Below are 20437 nucleotides of genomic sequence, written 5' to 3' on the forward strand. Positions count from 1 at the left end.
TCAGCGCACCTGGGCCGCAGCCTGGGGATCGAGGGCCACGGATTCGCCCTCGCGCAGGCCTGACAACACTTCCACCTGATCGCCGCGGGCTTCGCCCAGGCGCACCTGACGCAGCACCGGGCGACCCTGCGCCTCGAGGACATACACCGCCTGCAACTCTGCTCGCCGCAGCACGGCCGTTTGCGGCACATACAGCCTGGCAGGTGCCGCACCGGCCCCTGCAGCTGGCAGCCAGACGCGGGCAAAGCGGCCCGGGGCCAGCGCGCCAGACCGGTCGGCAGGCAGGGTCAGGCGCAGCGTGCGGGTATGACTGATCGGGTCGACTGCGGGCAACCACTGCCACTGCGGCGCCACAAACGCCGGCACGCCGTCCACCAGCACCCTGATCTGCCCCTGCAAAGCACTGGAAGCGGTCAGGCCGGAGGCGAGCGACTCGGGCACCTGCACGCTGATGCGCAGTGAGGCCGGATCGAACAGGGTGAGCAAAGGCCGACCGGGCGAGGCCAGGTCGCCCAGGGACAGGGGGAGCTCGCTGATCACGCCCGCATAGGGTGCGCTCACGCTGTAGTAACCCGACTGGGTGTGCGCGGCCGCAGTCTGTGCAGAGGTGGCACGCACCTGGGCCTCGGCCGCCTGCAGGGCGGCCTGGCTGCGCTCCAGGGCGGCCTGGCTGACGTATTGCTGCTCGAACAAGGCTTTCTGCCGCTGGTGTTCACGCAGGGCCTGGGCGGCCAGGGCCTTGGCCGCTTCCAACTGGGCCTGGCTCACGTCCACCCCCGATTGGGCGCCCCGTGCGTCCAGGCGCATCAGCAACTGACCGGTCTTGACGGTGTCACCCGCCTTCACCGGCAAAGCCACGATGGCCCCCTGGACCTGGGCGGCAATCACGGTCTGGCGCCCAGCCTCCACCACCGCATCGAGGGCCGTGGCCTGGGCCGCGCCCTTCACCACCGCGACCGGCACCGACCGCAGTGCCACCCGCTCAGCCGCCCCCAGCGGAAGGGTGGCAAGCAGGCCCAGAGAGAGCGCCAAAGTGGCAAGGGGTCGGAGTTTCATGGACAAAGGCTTTCGACGAAGAGAGGCATGGCGATGCGCTTTATTCATTATTTAGCTATTCAGTTAAATAAGCAAGTGATAGTATTCAAAACCAGTGAAGCTGGCCGCCATGGCCGGCTGCTGGTCATGGAAGAACTGACGATGGAAAACATGCCGCAAGAGGCCTTGGAAGAGGTCGCCGCCTACTTTCAGGTGCTGTCGGAACCGACCCGCTTGCAACTGCTGAACCTGCTGCGCGGTGGTGAGCACAATGTGGGCGACCTGGCCCAGGCCTGCGGCTTCACGCCGGCCAACATCTCGCGCCACCTGAGCCACCTGACCAAGCACGGCCTGGTCAGCCGCGAGGCGCGCGGCACCAGCGTTTACTACCGCATTGCGGATGAATCGGTCTACCAGCTGTGCGATCTGGTGTGCGGCAGCATCGCGCGCCAATACGAGCGGGCCCAGAAGCGACACACCGTGTTCGCGCGCGACGCCGATTGAGCCCCTGTGCACCCCGGGTCACATTGAAGCCGATACCAACGGCAGGCAAAATGGTGCGCGCCCGAAGCGGCGCGGAGAAACACCATGGAAAAAAGAGACTTCATGACCCTGGCCGGCCTGACCGGCCTGGCCCTCGGCACCCTGAACGCACCGGCCCGGGCCCAGCCTGCGGCCAGCGCAGAGCCTGTGCTGCTGACCGTGACAGGTGCGGTGGGCAAGCCCAACCGGGGTGCCCTCGACCACGCGTTGGACCAGATGATGGCCAAGCAAGGCATCGAGTTCAAACAGGCCACCACCTTCACCGCCAGCAGCCTGGCCCGGCTGCCAGCGATCAGCATCCGGCCCCGCCTGGAATACGACAGCAAACCCCATGAGCTGAGCGGCCCGCTGCTGACCACGGTGCTGGAAGCCGCCGGTGTGACCTTGCAGGCCAACCGCCCGATCGAACTGCGGGCCGTGGACGGCTACAACGTGACGCTGACGGTGGCCGAGATCCGCGACCGCCAGATGATCGTGGCCACCCACCTGGATGGCAAGCCGATGGGCCTGGGTGGGCTGGGACCGCAATGGGCGGTGTACGACCCCGAAAACATCCCTTCGCTCAAGGGCAAGCCGCTGAACGAAGGCTTTGCCAAGTGCCCTTGGGGCCTTTACCACATCGGCGTCAAGCCTGCGTGAACGACGGCTCGCGGGCGCTGGGTTTAGCGCCCGCTGGGCAGATGGGTGGCAGGATGGCGCAATAATGCCGGATGGGGCTCAGCCCTCCAACCTGTCGGCTTCATCGTTCCCATGACCCTGTTTTCGTTGCCGCCTGTGCATCTGGCCCACCGGGCCGCCCTGCCCCTGATCCTGCTGCTGGCCTTGTCGGGCTGCAGCCTGTTGAGCGGCAGCAAACCTGCGCCGGGCCACTCGGCCTACCAGGCGGAGCAGTTTCAGCCCAACGAGAATTTCTCGCGCCTGTTTGATGCCAGTGCGGAGACCACCTGCGAAGCGGCTCGCCGCGCCTTGTTGAGCCAGGGCTATGTGATCACCCAGGCCAAACCTTCCAGCATCAATGGGCAGAAAAGCTTTCAGCCCGATGGCGACACCCATCTGGAGATCACCTTCACCATCGTGTGCGTGCCAGACGGACGCGACAAGAACATCGCCACCGCCTATGTGACGGCGCAACAAGACCGCTATGCGGTGAAGAAAAGCAGCTCGGCCACCAGCGTGGGGGTGAGCGCGATCGGCTCCATTTCACTGCCGCTGTCGTCAACCCAGGACTCGATGGTGAAGGTGGGCTCGGAGACGATCCTGGCGGCCACGTTTTACGACCGGTTTTTTGGACTGGTGAGCCGCGAGGTCAAGGACCTGCGATGAAGCCCGCGGCCGGCAAGGCCTGCCCCGGCAGTTCGGCGAGCCCCGGGGTACCGACCACCGGCGCGTGCAAGGGCAGATCGATGCAGAAGCAGGTGCCCTGCTCCAACTCACTTTGCACGGTGATGTTGCCCCCCAGCACACGGGTCACCAGGGTCTGGCAGATGGCCAGCCCCAGGCCGGTGCCGCCCCGCCCCAGACGGGTGGTGTAGAACGGATCGAAGATGCGCCGCAGGGTGTCGGCCGACATGCCCCGCCCCTGGTCGCGCACCTCCAGGCGCACCCGGCCCTGCGGCAGGCTCCAGGCCTGGATCTGCACCTGCCCAGGGGGGCGGTCTTCGTAGGCATGCTCAATGGCATTGCTGAGCAGATTGAGCAAGACCTGCCCCAAAGGCCCCGGGTAGCTGTCGAACTGCAGATCGCCAGGCACCTGGGCCACCACCTGCAGACCGCCGCGGCGCAGCGTGGGCTGGTGCATTTGCAGGATCTCGCGCACCACCTCATCCAACATGAAATGGCGCCGCTGCAGGCTGGTCTGGTCGGCCGCCACCTGCTTGAAGGTGGCAATCAGATCCGCGGCGCGGCTGAGGTTCTTGAGCAGCATGCCCACCGCGTCGTGGGTCTGGCTGACGTGAAGGGCCAGGCCGCTTCGGGTGAGCCCCTGGCTGGCCACACGCCCGAATTGCTCGACCTCGGAGCGCAGCGTGGTGGCGACCAAGACACTGTTGCCGATCGGGGTGTTGAGCTCATGGGCCACTCCAGCCACCATGCGCCCCAGGGCCGCATGCTTTTCCGATCGCAGCAATTCGTCCTGGGTGCTGTGCAGCGAAGCCAGTGCCTCGGTCAACTCGTGGTTGGCTTGGGTGAGGGCCTGGGTGCGTTGGGTGACCGCGGCCTCCAGAAGGTGGTTCATCTGCTCCATCTGTTGACGGGCTCGGCGTTGGTCGGTGATGTCCACAATGCCGAACAGGTAGCTGCGCTGGCCTTCAAGATCGAGGGTGCGGCCGGAGGCCACACAGTCGAGGACCTCGCCATTGCTGCGCCGAAGGGCAATCTCCAGTTCGTCAACTGCGCCGTCACGGCGCAAGGTTTCATACAGACGGTCACGGTCCAGCGCCGAGACAAACAGACCGAACTCGGTGGAACCATGGCCGACCACCTGTTCGGGCGCATAGCCAAACAGGCGCAGCCAGCTGCGGTTGACGTCGAGGTAGAGCCCGCTGTCGCCGATCACGGCCAGGGCGGCCGGGGAATCCTGGAACAGCAGTGCCAGGCGTCGCTCGCTGGCTTGCAGCGAGGCCTGGGCCATTTTTTCTTCGACGATGCTGCGGTTGACCCCCAACAGGCCGGTGAGCTCGCCGGACTCATCGAACAACGGGATCTTGACGCTGTGGAAGGGCACCATGGCGCCATCGGGTCCGGCCAGCTCAGCCTCAGGCTGCACCAAGGTCTGCCGGTGTTGATAGACCCAATCATCGTCGTCGAGTGATTTGCTGCGCACCCGGTGGGCCACAGGCAGGGCATTGGTGTGCTGCAGCAATTGTTGCTTGGTGCTGCCCATGAAGTTGGCCATCCACTGGTTGACCAGCAGGTAGTTGGACTCGGTGTCCTTGACGAAGATGCCCATGGGGATGGCGTCGACCACGCGTTCCAGCAGGCGCCGGCTGTTGCGCAGCTCTTCTTCGGCCCGTTTGCGCTCGGTGATGTCCACCAGTTGGCTTTGCCACGCCGCCCGCCCTTGCCAGGACACGGGCTGCATGTAGGTGAGCACGGTGCGAACTTCACCCGAAGGGTGGCGCAGGTCCATTTCAAGCCCTTCGATCCGCCCTTCGCGTTGCAGGCGCTGCAGCAAGCGGTCTCGCGCCGGTGTGTCGGCATGCAGGTTCAGGTCACGGATGTTGTGGCTGAGCAATTGCTCGCGGGAGTGCCCCACCAGGCGGCACAGGGCGTCGTTGCAAGCCAGCGTGTGCCCGAAATCGAGGGTGGAGAAAATGCGGGCCGGCGTGGGGCTGCCATAGAAGGCCGATTCAAAGCCTTGCTGCAGCGCGCGCAAGGCTTCTTCGGCCCGATGCCGCTCGGTGATGTCGATGCCCATGCACACCAGACGCACCTGGCCATCGAACTCGGGCAGGCGAAACAGCGAACACAGCTGCCAGCGAGGCTCACCGTCGGGGGTGGTGATGCCCAACTCAAAACTCTGCGCCGGGCCTTCGTGGCACAGCTGCTGGAAAGCCTGCTGCCATTGGACGCGGCCGGCCGAGCTGGCGTCGGCCCAACCCGGCACCAGGTCTGGCAGGGTCTGCCCCAGGGCCTTGGGATTGGCGATCCCATAGAACTGCTCGGAGGCACTGTTCCAATACAGCACACGGCCTTGCAGGTCGTACTGTTGCACGGCCACCGCGGGCGTGTTGTCCAACAAGGCCTGCAGCCGGGTTTCACTGAGCACCAGGGCCTCTCGCGCCAGCTCTGCAGCCGTGATGTTCTGCCACACGCCTACCATGCGCGCCCCATCCGGGTCACGAACAACCTGGGCCCTGACCAATGCCCACTGAAGGTCACCCGTGGGCGCAAGAAGGCGGTACTGGGTGTTCAGAAGACCACTGATCCAGGCCTCTTCGACCGCCCGTGCAACGGCGGGCTGGTCATCGGGGTGGATGAACTGGCGAGAGAACTCAGACCAATTCCAGGGCGACACCAGGCTGGCCAGCGGGCTGTGGCTCATGCGCAGGGGTTGCTCGTCATCGGCGCCCCAGCGCACCAGATCAGTGGCACGGTCCAGCTCCCAATAGATCAGGCCGGCCACTTCAACGGCCAGCCGCCAGCGTTGGCGGCTTTCAAGCACCAGTTGGGCCTGCCGATGCTGCCGCGTGATGTCGCGCATCTGGCCGAACCAGCCGATCACGGCGCCTGGGGCCTGAGCCGGCTCCCCCTCGCCTGCCGCCTGAGGGAGGGAACCCGCACGCTCGGGCACCAGATGCAACAGGATGGTTCGGGGTGACTGGCCCCCCCAGGACACGACGATTTCCTCACGCACGTCCTCGCCACGCAGCACGCGCTCGATCAAGGGACGCATCGTGTCGCAGATGTCTGCATCCCACAGATCTTGCATGCGGCAGCCCACCAGCTCTGTCGGATGCCGGCCCAGGGCCTTGGCATAGCGCTGGTTGACCCACCGGCAGCGCCCGTCCTGACCCCAGTGCGAGAGCATGGAGGGCACGTGTTCGGCGATGTTCTCGAAGTGACGGCTGCGCGCCTCGTAGCGTTGACGGGCCAGGGCCAGACCGATCAGTTGCTGTTCGCCATCGCGAAACACCTGGTAGAAAAGATAGGCGCACAGGCCAAACGCAAGCACCCAGCCGGACAAGGTGCGCTGCAAGGTCAATAGGGGCAACTCAGCAAAAGAGCCCAAGCCTTGCAGCTCGAACGCCAGCATGGCCCCCAGGGACAGCAGCATTGACGCCAGCATGGTCCGACGGCCCAGCATCCAGCCACTCAGGGCTCCGATCATGATGTAGGCGCCGGCCAGCAAAGAGCGATCCAGCGCGGTGAACACGGCGGCACACGCCATCCACGCCATGACCCCCACCCATAGGCACCAAGCTGCAGCACGCCAGGCTGCGGCGCGCAAGCACAACAGCGTGCCAACGGCGCCCAACAGGGCTGCCAGCAGGCCGGGCGCCGCCAAGGACAACGGTACTTGCGCAATCCACTGACTCAAGCCCATCAGCAGAGCGCTGCCGGACACCAGCCAGGCCAGGCGCCGCAAATGACGCTCCGCCAAGTCTGCGCGCAGCAAGGCCATGGCGGCACCGGCATCGGACATCAAAGCTTCTTCGTGAGCCATTACACCGTTCCAGGAGAGGGGCCCGGCCCCGAACACATGAAGACAAAGCCGCCCGACAGCAACCCAGGCCCTCAGGCGCAACCTGTCTGAGGGCAGGCAAGCAGATGATAGGTGGCCGAAGACCCCTGAGGGGCCCGGCACAACCCGAATGCAGGGCCGGCGCAGGAAAATGAGGCAGAAAACAAAAAACCCCGAGAAGTCGTTTAGACTTTCGGGGTTTTTGCGCTGACTGCATCGGCATGCAATCAGCAGTGTTGGTGGGCGATACATGGATCGAACATGTGACCCCTGCAGTGTGAATGCAGTGCTCTACCGCTGAGCTAATCGCCCTTGCCGCTTATCGTGTTGCGCTTTACTTATCGTTTAGTGCTTCACCGCGTCAAGAACTCTATTATGGCACAGTTTTTTAGCTTTTTTCGAAAGTTCGCCAAATTGTTTTGCCGCCACTCGATTTATCGAGCTGGGCCATGACATCGGCGTGCGCAGCCAGCTCTTGCTCGCTGGCGTCCAGCACCGGCAGCTCGATGCCGCTCAGATCGAAAGCCACCATCTGGGTCTGGGTTTCCTCCTCGGAGCCGGCGTCGATCAGCAAGGCATCCTGGCCTCGCGTCATGTAGACGTACACATCCGCCAGCAGCTCGGCATCGAGCAAGGCGCCGTGCAGGGTACGACCGGTGTTGTCGACCCCCAGACGCTCACACAATCCATTCAGCGAATTGCGCTTGCCTGGGTACATCTCCTTGGCAAGGGCCAGGGTGTCGATCACGCCCGAGACATAACTCTTCAAAGGAGGGCGGCCCAGCAGCTCCAGCTCTTTGTTGAGGAAGCCGACGTCGAAGGCTGCGTTGTGGATGATCAGCTCGGAGCCCTGGATGTAATCCAGGAACTCGTCGACCACCGCCGCGAACTTGGGTTTGTCACGCAGAAACTCGGTGGTCAGGCCGTGGATGCGCAACGCATCCTCATGGCTGTCCCGCTCGGGGTTCAGGTAGTAATGCAGGTTGCGGCCCGTCAGCTTGCGGTTGACGAGCTCGACACAGCCGATTTCAATCACCCGGTCGCCGTTCTCGGCGGACAGGCCGGTGGTCTCGGTGTCAAAGACGATCTGGCGCGACATCAGTGGTTCTCTTTGGCGTGGTTGATCGTGTATTTGGGGATTTCAATCGTCAGATTGTCTCGGGCCACGATGGCCTGGCAACTGAGGCGTGACTGAGGCTCCAGGCCCCAGGCACGGTCCAGCAGGTCTTCCTCGGTTTCCTCAGGCTCGTTGAGTGAGTTGAAGCCCTCGCGCACGATCACGTGGCAGGTGGTGCAGGCGCAGCTCATGTCGCAGGCATGCTCGATGTGGATGTCGTTGTCGAGCAGTGCCTCACAGATGTTGGTGCCGGTGGCCACCTTGATTTCGGTGCCTTCGGGACAGTACTCGGGGTGGGGCAAGATTTTGATGACGGGCATGGCGGTGGATCGGTAAAGGGTTGGGCCTTGATTTCGGACGTCCGGCTGGGGCTCAGAGCGAGTCGACCTGGCGGCCAGCCAGGGCCTGCTGGATGCCCCTGTTCATGCGGCTGGCCGCAAAGGCTTCGGTGCCCTTGGCCAGGGCCTCGGTGGCGGCTTCGATGGCCTTGGCCTCCTCCAGCAACTTGGCCGCCAGGGCAGCTTCAATCAAGCTGTCCAGGGTGGCACGCTCGGCGTCTGACAACAGATCGCCATCGGCGTTCAAGGCACTGCGGGTGGCCAGCACCATGCGGTCGGCCTCCAGACGGGCTTCGGCCAGGGCACGGGCCTGCATGTCCTGCTGCGCGGTGCTGAAGCTGTCTTGCAGCATGCGGGCGATTTGTTCATCGGACAGACCATAGGACGGCTTGACTTCGATCGCCGCCTCGACACCGCTGATCATCTCGCGAGCCGCCACTTGCAGCAGGCCGTCGGCGTCCACCGTGAAGGTGACCCGGATGCGCGCAGCGCCTGCCGCCATCGGCGGAATGCCGCGCAACTCAAAGCGCGCCAGACTGCGGCAATCGGCAACCAGATCGCGCTCACCCTGCACCACATGCAAGGCCAGGGCGGTCTGGCCATCCTGGTAGGTGGTGAAGTCTTGCGCCATCGCGGTCGGAATGGTCTGGTTGCGCGGCACGATGCGCTCCACCAACCCGCCCATGGTCTCCAGCCCCAGCGACAGCGGAATCACATCGAGCAGCAACAAATCACCGCTGTGATCATTGCCGGCCAGTTGGTTGGCCTGGACGGCGGCCCCCAGGGCCACCACCTCGTCGGGGTTGAGGTTGTTGAGCGGGGCCTTGCCAAAGTAATCGTGCACGGCCTGCTGCACCTGGGGCATGCGGGTGGAGCCCCCGACCATGACCACCCCCTGCACCTCGTCACGCTCAAGTTGTGCATCACGCAAGGCTTTTCGCACCGCTGCGAGGGTGCGGGCGGTCAAGGCCTCGGTTGCGACATGGAAATCACTGCGGCGCACCGCCTGGCGCAAGGAGCCGGTACTCAGGTCGGCCACGAAATCGACGGCTTCGGCCTGCGTGAGTGCCTCTTTGCAGGCCCGCGCTGCCACCCTCAGGCGGGCCAGGTCATGCACGTCGGCGGTCTGGACACCGGTCTGCGCCAGCACCCACGCGGCCAAGGCTTGATCGTAGTCATCCCCGCCCAGGGCCGAATCGCCCCCGGTGGCAATCACCTCGAACACGCCCCGGGTCAGGCGCAGGATGGAGATGTCAAAGGTGCCGCCACCCAGGTCGTACACGGCATAGATGCCCTCGCTGGCGTTGTCCAGGCCATAAGCGATGGCTGCGGCAGTGGGTTCGTTGATCAGGCGCAGCAACTTGATGCCGGCAAGCTGGGCCGCATCCTTGGTGGCCTGGCGCTGGGCATCATCGAAATAGGCCGGCACGGTGATGACGGCACCATACAGGTCGTCGTTGAAGCTGTCCTCTGCCCGGTAGCGCAGGGTGGCCAGGATTTCTGCGCTGATCTCGACCGGCGACTTGACGCCGGCAACCGTCTGCAGGCTGACCATGCCCTGCCCCGCCTCACCCACAAATTGGTAGGGCAGGCGCGAGACGTCCTTGAGGTCGTTCAGGCCGCGCCCCATGAAGCGCTTCACCGAGACGATGGTGTTCCGGGGGTCGGTGGACTGGGCCGGCAGCGCATCAAAACCAATCTGGCGCCCTCCCCCGTCCAGGTAACGGACGGCCGACGGCAAGATGACCCGCCCCTGGGCATCGGGCAGGCATTCGGCCACGCCATTGCGCATGGCGGCCACCAGCGAATGGGTGGTGCCCAGGTCGATGCCCACGGCAATGCGACGCTGGTGGGGATCGGGAGACTGACCGGGCTCGGAAATCTGGAGAAGCGCCATGGAATTCTTTTCGGGTTCGGGGAATGTGGCAAACGCCACAAATGCGACAAACGCTTATTGTCCCAGTTGATCCAGCCGGGACTCAATGTCGCGCTCAAATCGCGCAATGAACATGAGGGCTCTGACCTGCTGGGCAGCAGCAGCAAACTGCTGTTCATCGTCCAGCAGGCGGCGGCAGGCCTCGATGGCCTGGGCCCGTGCAGCCCGCACTTCCGCATCCAGTCCATTCAGGGCAGCGGCGCTGCTCGCATCGTCGAGCGCTTCACGCCACTCCATCTGCTGCATCAGGAAGGCGGCGGGCATGGCGGTGTTGTTCTCCGCCTCGATGGGGGCGCCGCGCAACTCGCACAGGTAGGCAGCGCGACGCAGCGGGTCTTTCAAGCGCTGGTAGGCCTCATTGATGCGCACCGACCATTGCATGGCCACTCGTTGAGCCGCCCCACCTTGCGCAGCAAAACGGTCGGGATGGGCCTCGCGCTGCAGGTCTTTCCAGCGCTGATCGAGCGCAGCGCGCTCTTGGGCGAAGCGCTCGGGCACGCCGAACAACTCGAAATCATTGGATTGCAGGTTCATGGCATTCAGTAAAAAACCGCCAGCACGCAGGTGAAGGCGGTTTCATCAAGCAAGAGGCCGGCCAATGCCGGCCGGCACAGCCCGGTGTCAGACCCGGAAGCTTTCGCCGCAGCCGCAACGATCGCGTTCGTTGGGGTTGTTGAAGCGGAAACCTTCGTTGAGGCCCTCACGCACAAAGTCGAGCTCGGTGCCGTCGATGTAGGCCAGGCTCTTGGGGTCGATCAGCACCTTCACGCCATGGCCTTCAAAGACGATGTCTTCAGGGGCCATGTCGTCGACATACTCCAGCTTGTAAGCCAGGCCAGAGCAGCCGGTGGTCTTGACGCCCAGCCGAACGCCAATGCCCTTGCCCCGTCGGGACAGGTATCGACTCACATGCCGGGCAGCCGCTTCAGTCAGGGTCACAGCCATGGTTTACTGCGTGTGCTTTTGTCGGTAGTCGCTCACTGCAGCCTTGATGGCGTCTTCAGCCAGGATGGAGCAGTGGATCTTCACAGGCGGCAGGGCCAGTTCTTCGGCGATCTGGCTGTTTTTAAGCGCAGCCGCCTCATCCAGCGTCTTGCCCTTGACCCACTCGGTGACCAGTGAGCTCGATGCGATGGCAGAGCCACAACCGTAGGTCTTGAAGCGTGCATCTTCGATCACGCCGGTCTGCGGGTTCACCTTGATCTGCAGCTTCATCACGTCGCCGCAGGCCGGTGCGCCCACCATGCCGGTGCCCACCGATTCATCACCCTTGTCAAAAGAGCCCACGTTGCGCGGGTTTTCGTAGTGGTCTACCACTTTTTCAGAATAAGCCATGGCCAGGTCCTCAGTTCTTGATGGGGCGTGCGCTCAGTGCGCGGCCCATTGGATGGTGCTCAGATCGACGCCGTCCTTGTACATCTCCCACAGCGGGCTGAGCTCGCGCAGGCGGGTGACGTTTTCGCGGATGGTGCCGATGGCGTAATCGATTTCTTCTTCGGTCGTGAAACGGCCGATGGTCATGCGCAGGCTGCTGTGAGCCAACTCGTCACTGCGACCCAGGGCGCGCAACACATAGCTGGGCTCCAGGCTGGCAGAGGTGCAGGCCGAACCCGATGACACGGCCAGACCTTTGATGCCCATGATCAACGACTCGCCTTCAACAAAGTTGAAGCTCATGTTGAGGTTCTGCGGCACGCGGTGCTCCAGGCTGCCATTGATGAACACCTGTTCGATGTCCTTCAGGCCGTTGAGCAGGCGTTGCTGCAGGGCGTAGGCCTTGGCGTTGCCTTCCGCCATCTCGGCCTTGGCGATGCGGAAAGCCTCGCCCATGCCGACGATCTGGTGGGTGGGCAAGGTACCCGAACGCATGCCGCGCTCATGGCCACCGCCATGGATCTGGGCTTCAAGACGGACACGGGGCTTGCGACGCACATACAACGCGCCGACGCCCTTGGGGCCGTAGGTTTTGTGGGCCGTCATGCTCATCAGGTCGATGGGCAACTTGTTCATGTCGATCTCGACACGACCTGTGGCCTGGGCTGCATCAACGTGCAACAAGATGCCTTTTTCGCGGCACAGGGCGCCGATCGCCGGAATGTCCTGGATGACACCGATCTCGTTGTTGACGAACAAGACGCTGATCAGGATGGTGTCAGGACGAATCGCTGCCTTGAGGGCCTCGAGGTCCAGCAGACCATCTTCCTGGACATCCATGTAGGTCACATCAAAGCCCTGGCGCTCCAACTCGCGCATGGTGTCAAGCACGGCCTTGTGTTCGGTCTTCAGGGTGATGAGGTGCTTACCCTTGCCCTTGTAGAACTGGGCTGCGCCCTTGAGGGCCAGGTTGATGGATTCGGTGGCACCGCTGGTCCAGACGATTTCACGCGGGTCAGCACCGATCAGGTCGGCAACCTGGCCGCGGGCCTTTTCGATCGCTTCTTCGGCTTCCCAACCCCAGGCATGGCTGCGCGAGGCGGCATTGCCAAAATGCTCACGCAACCACGGGATCATCGCATCGACAACACGGGGGTCGACGGGCGTGGTAGCACCGTAGTCAAGGTAAATGGGGAAATGAGGGGTCATGTCCATGGCTGGCTCTATCAAAACTGGCTTGCTTGCTGAATAGCAACAGCAATCGGGTAAACCGGCGGCGCCCGCAGAGCGCGCCGGCGTTCAAAACATCACGATTTGGCGAAGACGTTGCCCAAGGCAAACACCGAATTCGGCGCGTTGACGCGAATGGGCTTGACCACCGGCGTGCTCGAAATGGCACGGCGCAGCACAGGCTTGTCCTCGACCTGCACACCCTTGGCAATCTGCTCTTCGACCAGCTTCTGCAGCGTGACCGAATCGAGAAACTCAACCATGCGCTGGTTCAGGGCCGACCACAACTCGTGCGTCATGCAACGGCCCGCTTCGCCCAGGCAGTTTTCCTTGCCACCGCATTGGGTGGCGTCAATGGGTTCGTCGACCGACACGATGATGTCGGCCACGGTGATGTCAGACGCCTTGCGACCCAGGGTGTAGCCACCGCCAGGCCCGCGGGTGGACTCGACCAGTTCATGCCGGCGCAGCTTGCCGAACAACTGTTCCAAGTAGGACAGCGAAATCTGCTGGCGCTGGCTGATGGCAGCCAGGGTGACCGGGCCATTGTTCTGGCGCAATGCCAGGTCGATCATCGCGGTCACCGCAAAGCGGCCTTTGGTTGTGAGACGCATATCAAGCTCCTTCATCAGGCTTGGTCTTGTTTCAAATGCCTTGCAGCGGTGTGCCGCAGGCTCCGTCCTCACCCCGTTATCCGGCTCTTGGGGCCGGCCCTTCATCGTTCTGGGTTCTTGACTGTTTGCGTCAAGTATATCACTAAGGCCAAATTAAACAGTCAGGTAAAAATACCAAGCAGTCACAATTCAATCAATTGGGTCGATAGTACAAACAAATCGAGTGTCTGACCATCGGTTTGTTAGCCCAATTGGAAGGCCTGGCTTGATGTTTGAACGGCCTTGCCCCGATTGAGTTCCAGTTACTTTCGCAGAGGCAAAACCACCACGTTGTCGGTGCCTGCGGCACCGAAAGCCCGCTCCCGGAGCAAGGCCAACTGGTCTCGCGCCTGGGCCGCCTTTTCGAACTCGAGGTTGCGGGCGTGCTCCAGCATCTCTTTCTCGAGCCGCTTGATTTCGCGCGCGATGTCCTTCTCGCCCATCTCCTCGACACGGGCCTTCTGCAGGGCAGACTGCTCAAGCTTCTCGGCTTCGCGTCCACTTTTTTCGCTGTAAACGCCGTCGATCAGGTCTCGCACCTGCTTGACAATGCTGCGCGGCGTGATGCCATGCTCCTCGTTGTAGGCGATCTGTTTGAGGCGCCGGCGCTCGGTCTCACCCATCGCTTTGCGCATGGACTCGGTGATGCGGTCCGCATACAGGATGGCACGCCCATTCAGGTTGCGGGCAGCCCGGCCAATGGTCTGGATCAGAGAACGCTCGGCACGCAGAAAACCCTCCTTATCGGCATCCAGAATGGCCACAAGGGACACCTCGGGGATGTCCAGGCCCTCGCGCAGCAGGTTGATGCCCACCAGCACATCGAACACACCCAGGCGCAGATCCCGCAGGATCTCAACCCGCTCCACGGTATCCACATCGCTGTGCAAGTAGCGCACCTTGACGCCGTTGTCCGACAGGTAATCGGTCAACTGCTCGGCCATGCGCTTGGTGAGGGTGGTGATCAGCACCCGTTCATTCTTGTCGACCCGGATGCGGATCTCCTGCAACACATCATCCACCTGATGGGTGGCGGGGCGCACCTCCACCACGGGATCAACCAGGCCGGTCGGGCGCACCACCTGCTCGACCACTTGACCAGCATGCTCAATCTCGTAGTTGGCCGGGGTGGCGGACACAAAGATGATCTGGCGCATGCGCTTTTCGAACTCTTCGAACTTCAGCGGGCGGTTGTCCAGGGCCGACGGCAGGCGAAAGCCATACTCGACCAGCGTGGTTTTGCGGGCCCGGTCGCCGTTGTACATGCCGCCCAACTGCCCGATCAGCACATGGCTTTCGTCCAGGAACATGATGGCGTCCTTGGGCAGGTAGTCGGTCAGTGTGGAGGGCGGCTCGCCCGGCGCGGCGCCCGACAGATGCCTGGTGTAGTTTTCGATGCCCTTGCAATGCCCCACTTCGCTGAGCATCTCCAGATCGAAACGGGTGCGCTGCTCCAGCCGCTGCGCCTCCACCAGCTTGCCCATGCCCACCAGCTCTTTGAGGCGGGCGGACAACTCTTCCTTGATGGTTTCCACTGCTGCCAGCACCCGGTCCCGCGGAGTCACGTAGTGGCTGGAAGGGTAGACCGTGAAGCGCGGAATCTTCTGGCGGATGCGCCCGGTCAAGGGATCGAACAACTGAAGGGTCTCGATCTCGTCATCGAACAACTCGATGCGGATGGCCAGCTCGCTGTGCTCGGCGGGAAAGATGTCGATGGTGCCGCCACGCACACGGAACTTGCCGCGCGAAAACTCCATCTCGTTGCGCTGGTACTGCATGCGGATCAGTTGCGCAATGATGTCGCGCTGCCCCAGCTTGTCGCCCACACGCAGCGTCATCACCATCCGGTGATAACTTTCAGGCTCGCCAATGCCATAAATGGCCGACACCGTGGCCACGATCACCACATCACGACGCTCAATGATGCTTTTGGTGCAAGACAAGCGCATCTGCTCGATGTGCTCGTTGATGGCCGAGTCTTTCTCGATGAACAGGTCGCGCTGCGGCACATAGGCCTCAGGCTGGTAGTAGTCGTAGTAGCTGACGAAGTACTCCACAGCGTTCTTCGGAAAGAACTCACGGAACTCGCTGTACAACTGCGCCGCCAGGGTCTTGTTGGGCGCAAACACGATGGCCGGACGCCCCAGACGGGCGATCACATTGGCCATGGTGAAGGTCTTGCCAGACCCGGTCACCCCCAGCAAGGTCTGGAACACCTCGCCATCGAGCACGCCGTCAACCAACTGGTTGATGGCGGTCGGCTGATCACCCGCTGGCGGGTAGGGTTGGAAGAGCTCGAAGGGCGAGCCAGGGAAGGTGACGAACTGACCTTGACGCTCGGTGGAGGCCTCAGGGCAATCAACTTCGGAAGGTTCGGACATGGACATGTTTAGTAGGTAAAAGGGCCGATGTGACAGCCGCCATGCCGCCTCAGGTAACTCAGGTGACGGCCTGCGGCTAAAATTCAAGCCAATCCGCCAGCCTAACCGAGGCGGCCGATTGACGCTACTGACAACCTCTCAAGGACTTCCTCCATGTCTCTCTTCACAGCCGTCGAGATGGCTCCTCGCGATCCGATCCTGGGCCTCAACGAGCAATTCGCAGCCGACACCAACCCCAACAAGGTCAACCTCGGCGTGGGCGTCTATTTCGATGACAACGGCAAGCTGCCCCTGCTGCAGTGCGTGCAGGCAGCCGAAAAGGCCATGATGGAAAAGCCATCCGCCCGCGGTTACCTGCCCATCGACGGCATCGCCGCCTATGACGCAGCCGTGAAGAGCCTGGTGTTCGGCGCCGACAGCGAGCCTGTCACCTCGGGCCGCGTGGCCACGGTGCAAGGCATCGGCGGCACGGGCGGCCTGAAGATCGGCGCCGACTTCCTGAAGAAGGTCAGCCCCGACGCCAAGGTGCTGATCTCCGACCCCAGTTGGGAAAACCACCGCGCGCTGTTCACCAACGCCGGCTTCACGGTCGAGTCTTATGCCTATTACGACGCCGAAAAGCGTGGCGTGAACTTTGAAGGCATGCTGGCCTCATTGAATGCTGCCGCCCCGGGCACCATCGTGGTCCTGCACGCCTGCTGCCACAACCCCACGGGTTACGACATCACTGCCGCCCAATGGGATCAAGTGATCGCTGTCGTCAAGGCCAAAAACCTGACCCCCTTCCTGGACATGGCCTACCAGGGCTTTGGCCACGGCATTGCTGAAGACGGCGCCGTGATCGGCAAGTTCGTGGCTGCCGGCCTGAGCTTCTTTGTGTCCACCTCGTTCTCCAAGAGCTTCAGCCTGTACGGCGAGCGCGTGGGCGCCTTGTCGGTGCTGTGCGCCGACAAGGAAGAAGCTTCGCGCGTGCTGTCGCAACTCAAGATCGTGATCCGCACCAACTATTCCAACCCGCCCATTCACGGCGGCGCTGTGGTGGCCGCCGTGCTGGGCAACCCCGAACTGCGCGCCCTGTGGGAGCAGGAACTTGGCGAGATGCGCGTTCGCATCAAGGCTATGCGTCAAAAGCTGGTGGACGGCCTGAAGGCTGCCGGCGTGCAGCAGGACATGAGCTTCATCACCACCCAGATCGGCATGTTCAGCTACTCCGGCCTGAACAAGGACCAGATGGTGCGCCTGCGCAGCGAATTCGGCGTGTACGGCACCGACACCGGCCGCATGTGCGTGGCCGCGCTCAACAGCAAGAACATCGACTACGTCTGCCAGGCGATTGCCAAGGTGGCCTGAGTTCTCTGAATCCTCAGGGGCAAGGCTTGCCCCTGCCCGATTCACATCAACCGCCCATGGGCGGTTTTTTTATTGCTGGATCAGCCCCAGACAACTGAGCGCATCGAAATCGAGGCCGACTGGAAATCGGCATTGAACATGCGGGGCATTTCAGTGCGCCTGGCCGCCCCTGCAGCGTAGAGCAGGGGCCAATAATGCTCATGCGTCGGATGCGCCAGGCGGGCCACCTCGCCCTGCCCCTGGAAATCGACCAATGCCTCCAGCTCGCCCCGCTGCAGATGGCCCTGCACCCAGCCATCGAACTGATGTGCCCAATCGTAGGCCTGGGTGCTCGGGGTATCCCGCCTTGCGGCACGCAGGTTGTGCACCGCGTTGCCACTGCCCACGACCAGCACCCCGCGTTCGCGCAAAGCACCCAACTGCTGTCCCAAGGCGAAATGCTCGGACGCAGGCCGGCTGCCATCCATGCTCAGTTGGACCACGGGGATGTCCGCGCGCGGAAACATGGGTTTGAGCACTGACCATGTGCCGTGATCAAAACCCCAGCGATCCTGATCAAGTTGCAACTCTGGTTTCAAAATACCATCGCGCAGGGCCTTGGCCAGGGCCGGTGCGCCGGGCGCAGGGTATTGCTGATCGAACAAGGCCTGCGGAAAGCCACCAAAGTCGTGGATCGTGCGAGGCCGGCTCATGGCCGTGAGCCAAAAGCCATCGGTCACCCAATGCGCTGAGATGCAAAGAATCAATGCCGGCTTCGGATAGCGTCGCCCGAACTCAGCCCCCAATTGGGCCCAGGCGCGACTGTAAGCGTTGTCCCCCAAGGCATTCATGGGGCTCCCATGGCCCAGAAACAGCACCGGCATGCGCGGCGTCTGCGGCATGCCCGACCAAGCCGAAGCCAGGGCCGACCAAGACAGGGCGGGCGCCAAAGCGCCGACGCCGGCAAGGGCTGACAAACAGGATCTGCGCTTCATGGCGCGCTCAACGAAGAGTTCATCTGAAGCAGATTCAACACCCACAAAACAGTTCCCTACAAAGAAATTTGACGCAATATTGGTGTTTTCACTCCAGACAAGTCCACCCGATCACTGGTATATTTGCTGCAGTGCAACATAACGATCTCAGGTCGCCCCATGCTTTATCAGCTCTATGAAACTCAACGCTCCATGATGGAGCCGTTTGCCGATTTCGCCCAGGCTGCCTCCAAGCTCTACAGCAACCCGCTGTCGCCCTTGAGCCAGGCCCCCATGGCGCAACGCATGTCTGCAGGCTACGACCTGCTGTACCGACTGGGCAAGGATTACGAAAAGCCGGTGTTCGGCATCACCACAGTCGATGTGGATGGTGTGGGTGTGGCCATTCACGAGCGGGTGGAGATCGACAAGCCGTTTTGTGAGTTGCGCCGTTTCAAGCGCTTCTCGGATGATCCGGCGACGCTGACCAAGCTCAAGGGCCAGCCCGTGGTGTTGATTGTGGCACCGCTTTCGGGCCACTACGCCACCTTGCTGCGCGACACCGTGCGCACCATGCTGAAAGACCACAAGGTCTACATCACCGACTGGAAGAATGCTCGCCTGGTGCCCATGAGCGAAGGTGAATTCCATCTCGACGACTACATCAATTACGTGCAGGAGTTCATTCGCCACCTGCAGGCCACCTATGGCAACTGCCATGTGATCAGCGTGTGCCAGCCCACCGTACCGGTGCTGGCGGCCGTGTCGCTGATGGCTTCGCGCAAGGAACAGCTCCCGCTGTCGATGACCATGATGGGTGGCCCGATTGACGCCAGCAAGTCGCCCACGTCGGTCAACAACCTCGCCACCAACAAGAGCTTCGAGTGGTTTGAGAACAATGTGATCTACCGCGTGCCTCACAACTTCCCTGGGGCTGGCCGTCGCGTCTACCCGGGCTTTCTGCAGCACACGGGCTTTGTGGCCATGAACCCGGACCGCCACGCCACCAGCCACTACGACTACTTCAAGGACCTGATCAAGGGCGACGACGCCAGTGTCGAGGCCCATCGCAAGTTCTATGACGAGTACAACGCGGTGCTCGACATGGATGCGGATTACTACCTGGAAACCATCCAGACCGTGTTCCAGGACTTCAAGCTGGTCAAGGGCACCTGGGATGTGCGCAGCGAGAAAGGCGTGGTCGAGCGCGTGCGTCCACAAGACATCCGCAACACCGGCCTGCTGACCGTTGAAGGCGAACTGGACGATATCTCGGGCTCCGGCCAGACCGCTGCCGCCCACGATCTGTGCAGCGGCATTGAGGCCGGTCACCGCAAGCACCTGGAAGCCAAGGGCGCAGGCCATTACGGCATCTTCAGTGGCCGCCGCTGGCGCGAGGTGGTGTACCCCACCGTGAAGCGCTTCATCCTGGACCACCAGGCCACTGCGGCGTCTGGTGGCCGCGCGACGGCAGAAGCTGCCGGCAAGGCCGTCGTGCCCAGCACGCCCGTCAAGGCCACCGCACCCGCCAAGGCCGTGGCGGAGACACTTGGCAAGCCCACAGCCCGCGCCAAGACCGCCAGCAGCGCCAAGGCGAGTGCCAAGCCCTCGTCCACCAAGGCCGCCCGCGGCCCTTCAGCCAAGGCTTGAGCGCGCGGTGCAGGATCTGATTTCGCGCCTGCATGCGGCGCTGCCCCAGACCCAGTGCACCCGCTGCGGCTACCCTGATTGCGAAGCCTACGCCACGGCAGTGGCCAAGGGCGATGCTGGCATCAATCAATGCCCGCCCGGTGGCGCAGAAGGCGTTGCCCGGCTGGCGGCCATCACCGCTCGGCCATGGGTTCCCCTGAGCCCGGAGCACGGCGCAGAGGGGCCGCGCACCGTGGCATTCATCGACGAGGCCTGGTGCATTGGCTGCACCCTGTGCTTGAAAGCCTGCCCCACCGACGCCATTCTGGGCAGCAACAAGCAGATGCACACCGTGATCGAGCCCTGGTGCACCGGCTGCGAGCTGTGCATCCCGGTCTGCCCGGTCGATTGCATTGAGTTGGAGGTAGCCAGCGGCGAACGCACCGGCTGGGCCGCCTGGTCAGAAGCCGAGGCGCAAATTGCCGTGCAACGCTACCGCCAGCATCAGGCTCGGCAGGCCCGCGAGCAAGCTGAAAACGATGCCCGTTTGCAGGCCGAAGCCCAGGCCAAGCTTCAGGACATCAGCGCCCACTCGCGCCTGAGCGATCCGACCCAACTGGAGCGCAAACGCGCCTTGATCGAAGCCGCCCTGCAAAAGGCCCGAGCCCGCCGCAGCCCAGGCAGCAACGGCGAAGAATGAGCCCCAGGCGCCGCCA

Annotated in this window: 18 protein-coding genes and 1 tRNA gene; 6 read left to right on the forward strand and 13 right to left on the reverse strand. The window is 63.0% G+C overall.

Annotated elements, in window-relative coordinates; genetic code table 11:
* A complete protein-coding gene (locus AC07VS_RS06265) occupies positions 1-1056 on the reverse strand; it encodes an efflux RND transporter periplasmic adaptor subunit (RefSeq protein WP_494750474.1) in 1056 nt (351 codons plus the stop codon).
* Positions 1057-1197: 141 nt separating this feature from the next.
* Here AC07VS_RS06265 and AC07VS_RS06270 point away from each other — a divergent pair, with 141 nt between their 5' ends.
* The 3 genes from AC07VS_RS06270 (at position 1198) to AC07VS_RS06280 (ending at position 2901) form a co-directional block, all read left to right on the forward strand.
* Positions 1198-1539, forward strand: a complete 342-nt coding sequence (locus tag AC07VS_RS06270; protein WP_492346668.1) for an ArsR/SmtB family transcription factor — start codon at positions 1198-1200, stop codon at positions 1537-1539.
* An 84-nt stretch (positions 1540-1623) separates the two neighbouring features.
* A complete protein-coding gene (locus AC07VS_RS06275; protein ID WP_494750475.1) occupies positions 1624-2217 on the forward strand; it encodes a putative pterin-binding protein in 594 nt (197 codons plus the stop codon).
* Between the two features lie 111 nt (positions 2218-2328).
* Positions 2329-2901: a DUF2242 domain-containing protein gene (locus AC07VS_RS06280; protein ID WP_494657398.1), complete on the forward strand. Its 573-nt coding sequence runs from the start codon at positions 2329-2331 to the stop codon at positions 2899-2901.
* On the opposite strand, the gene AC07VS_RS06285 is transcribed toward AC07VS_RS06280, so the two are convergent.
* The 11 genes from AC07VS_RS06285 to uvrB form a co-directional block, all read right to left on the reverse strand.
* Positions 2885-6742 (reverse strand): PAS domain-containing sensor histidine kinase, encoded by a 3858-nt coding sequence (locus tag AC07VS_RS06285; RefSeq protein ID WP_494750476.1) that lies wholly within the window; start codon positions 6740-6742, stop codon positions 2885-2887. The two genes, AC07VS_RS06280 and AC07VS_RS06285, sit on opposite strands and share 17 nt — an antisense overlap.
* Before the next feature lie 255 nt (positions 6743-6997).
* Positions 6998-7072 (reverse strand) — tRNA-Val (locus AC07VS_RS06290).
* A 76-nt stretch (positions 7073-7148) separates the two neighbouring features.
* Complete coding sequence (gene dnaQ, locus AC07VS_RS06295; protein ID WP_494750477.1) at positions 7149-7859, reverse strand: DNA polymerase III subunit epsilon; 711 nt, start codon at positions 7857-7859, stop codon at positions 7149-7151.
* Positions 7859-8197: an ISC system 2Fe-2S type ferredoxin gene (gene fdx, locus AC07VS_RS06300; RefSeq protein ID WP_492346511.1), complete on the reverse strand. Its 339-nt coding sequence runs from the start codon at positions 8195-8197 to the stop codon at positions 7859-7861. Before fdx ends, dnaQ begins: the two co-directional genes overlap by 1 nt.
* Positions 8198-8249: 52 nt before the next feature.
* Positions 8250-10112 (reverse strand): Fe-S protein assembly chaperone HscA, encoded by a 1863-nt coding sequence (gene hscA, locus AC07VS_RS06305; RefSeq protein WP_494750478.1) that lies wholly within the window; start codon positions 10110-10112, stop codon positions 8250-8252.
* Between the two features lie 54 nt (positions 10113-10166).
* On the reverse strand, positions 10167-10685 hold the full coding sequence (gene hscB / locus AC07VS_RS06310; protein WP_492346509.1) for a Fe-S protein assembly co-chaperone HscB: 519 nt from the start codon (positions 10683-10685) through the stop codon (positions 10167-10169).
* An 87-nt stretch (positions 10686-10772) separates the two neighbouring features.
* Positions 10773-11096, reverse strand: coding sequence for an iron-sulfur cluster assembly protein IscA (gene iscA, locus AC07VS_RS06315; RefSeq protein WP_492346508.1), 324 nt, complete (start codon positions 11094-11096; stop codon positions 10773-10775).
* A gap of 3 nt (positions 11097-11099) precedes the next feature.
* Complete coding sequence (gene iscU, locus AC07VS_RS06320; protein ID WP_492346507.1) at positions 11100-11486, reverse strand: Fe-S cluster assembly scaffold IscU; 387 nt, start codon at positions 11484-11486, stop codon at positions 11100-11102.
* Between the two features lie 33 nt (positions 11487-11519).
* The gene (locus tag AC07VS_RS06325; protein ID WP_492346506.1) at positions 11520-12740 is read right to left on the reverse strand and encodes an IscS subfamily cysteine desulfurase; all 1221 of its coding nucleotides are present in this window, start codon (positions 12738-12740) and stop codon (positions 11520-11522) included.
* 92 nt (positions 12741-12832) lie between these two features.
* Positions 12833-13369: a Fe-S cluster assembly transcriptional regulator IscR gene (gene iscR, locus AC07VS_RS06330; RefSeq protein WP_492346505.1), complete on the reverse strand. Its 537-nt coding sequence runs from the start codon at positions 13367-13369 to the stop codon at positions 12833-12835.
* A gap of 302 nt (positions 13370-13671) precedes the next feature.
* Entirely contained in the window at positions 13672-15795 is a 2124-nt protein-coding gene (uvrB, locus tag AC07VS_RS06335; protein WP_494750479.1) for an excinuclease ABC subunit UvrB, read from the reverse strand.
* A 147-nt stretch (positions 15796-15942) separates the two neighbouring features.
* On the opposite strand from uvrB, the gene AC07VS_RS06340 reads away from it, so the two are divergent.
* Complete coding sequence (locus AC07VS_RS06340) at positions 15943-17139, forward strand: amino acid aminotransferase (protein WP_494657393.1); 1197 nt, start codon at positions 15943-15945, stop codon at positions 17137-17139.
* Positions 17140-17219: 80 nt separating this feature from the next.
* On the opposite strand, the gene ygiD is transcribed toward AC07VS_RS06340, so the two are convergent.
* Positions 17220-18020 carry a 4,5-DOPA-extradiol-dioxygenase gene (gene ygiD, locus AC07VS_RS06345; RefSeq protein ID WP_494750623.1) on the reverse strand — a complete coding sequence of 267 codons (801 nt, stop codon included), beginning with the start codon at positions 18018-18020 and terminating at the stop codon, positions 17220-17222.
* Between the two features lie 252 nt (positions 18021-18272).
* On the opposite strand from ygiD, the gene AC07VS_RS06350 reads away from it, so the two are divergent.
* Together AC07VS_RS06350 and rsxB are read left to right on the forward strand one after the other, a co-directional pair.
* On the forward strand, positions 18273-19742 hold the full coding sequence (locus AC07VS_RS06350; protein ID WP_492346500.1) for a polyhydroxyalkanoate depolymerase: 1470 nt from the start codon (positions 18273-18275) through the stop codon (positions 19740-19742).
* A 7-nt stretch (positions 19743-19749) separates the two neighbouring features.
* Positions 19750-20421, forward strand: coding sequence for an electron transport complex subunit RsxB (rsxB, locus tag AC07VS_RS06355; protein ID WP_494750480.1), 672 nt, complete (start codon positions 19750-19752; stop codon positions 20419-20421).
* Positions 20422-20437: the final 16 nt, after the last annotated feature.

It is taken from the genome of Curvibacter sp. GW821-FHT01G03, from assembly GCF_059422285.1.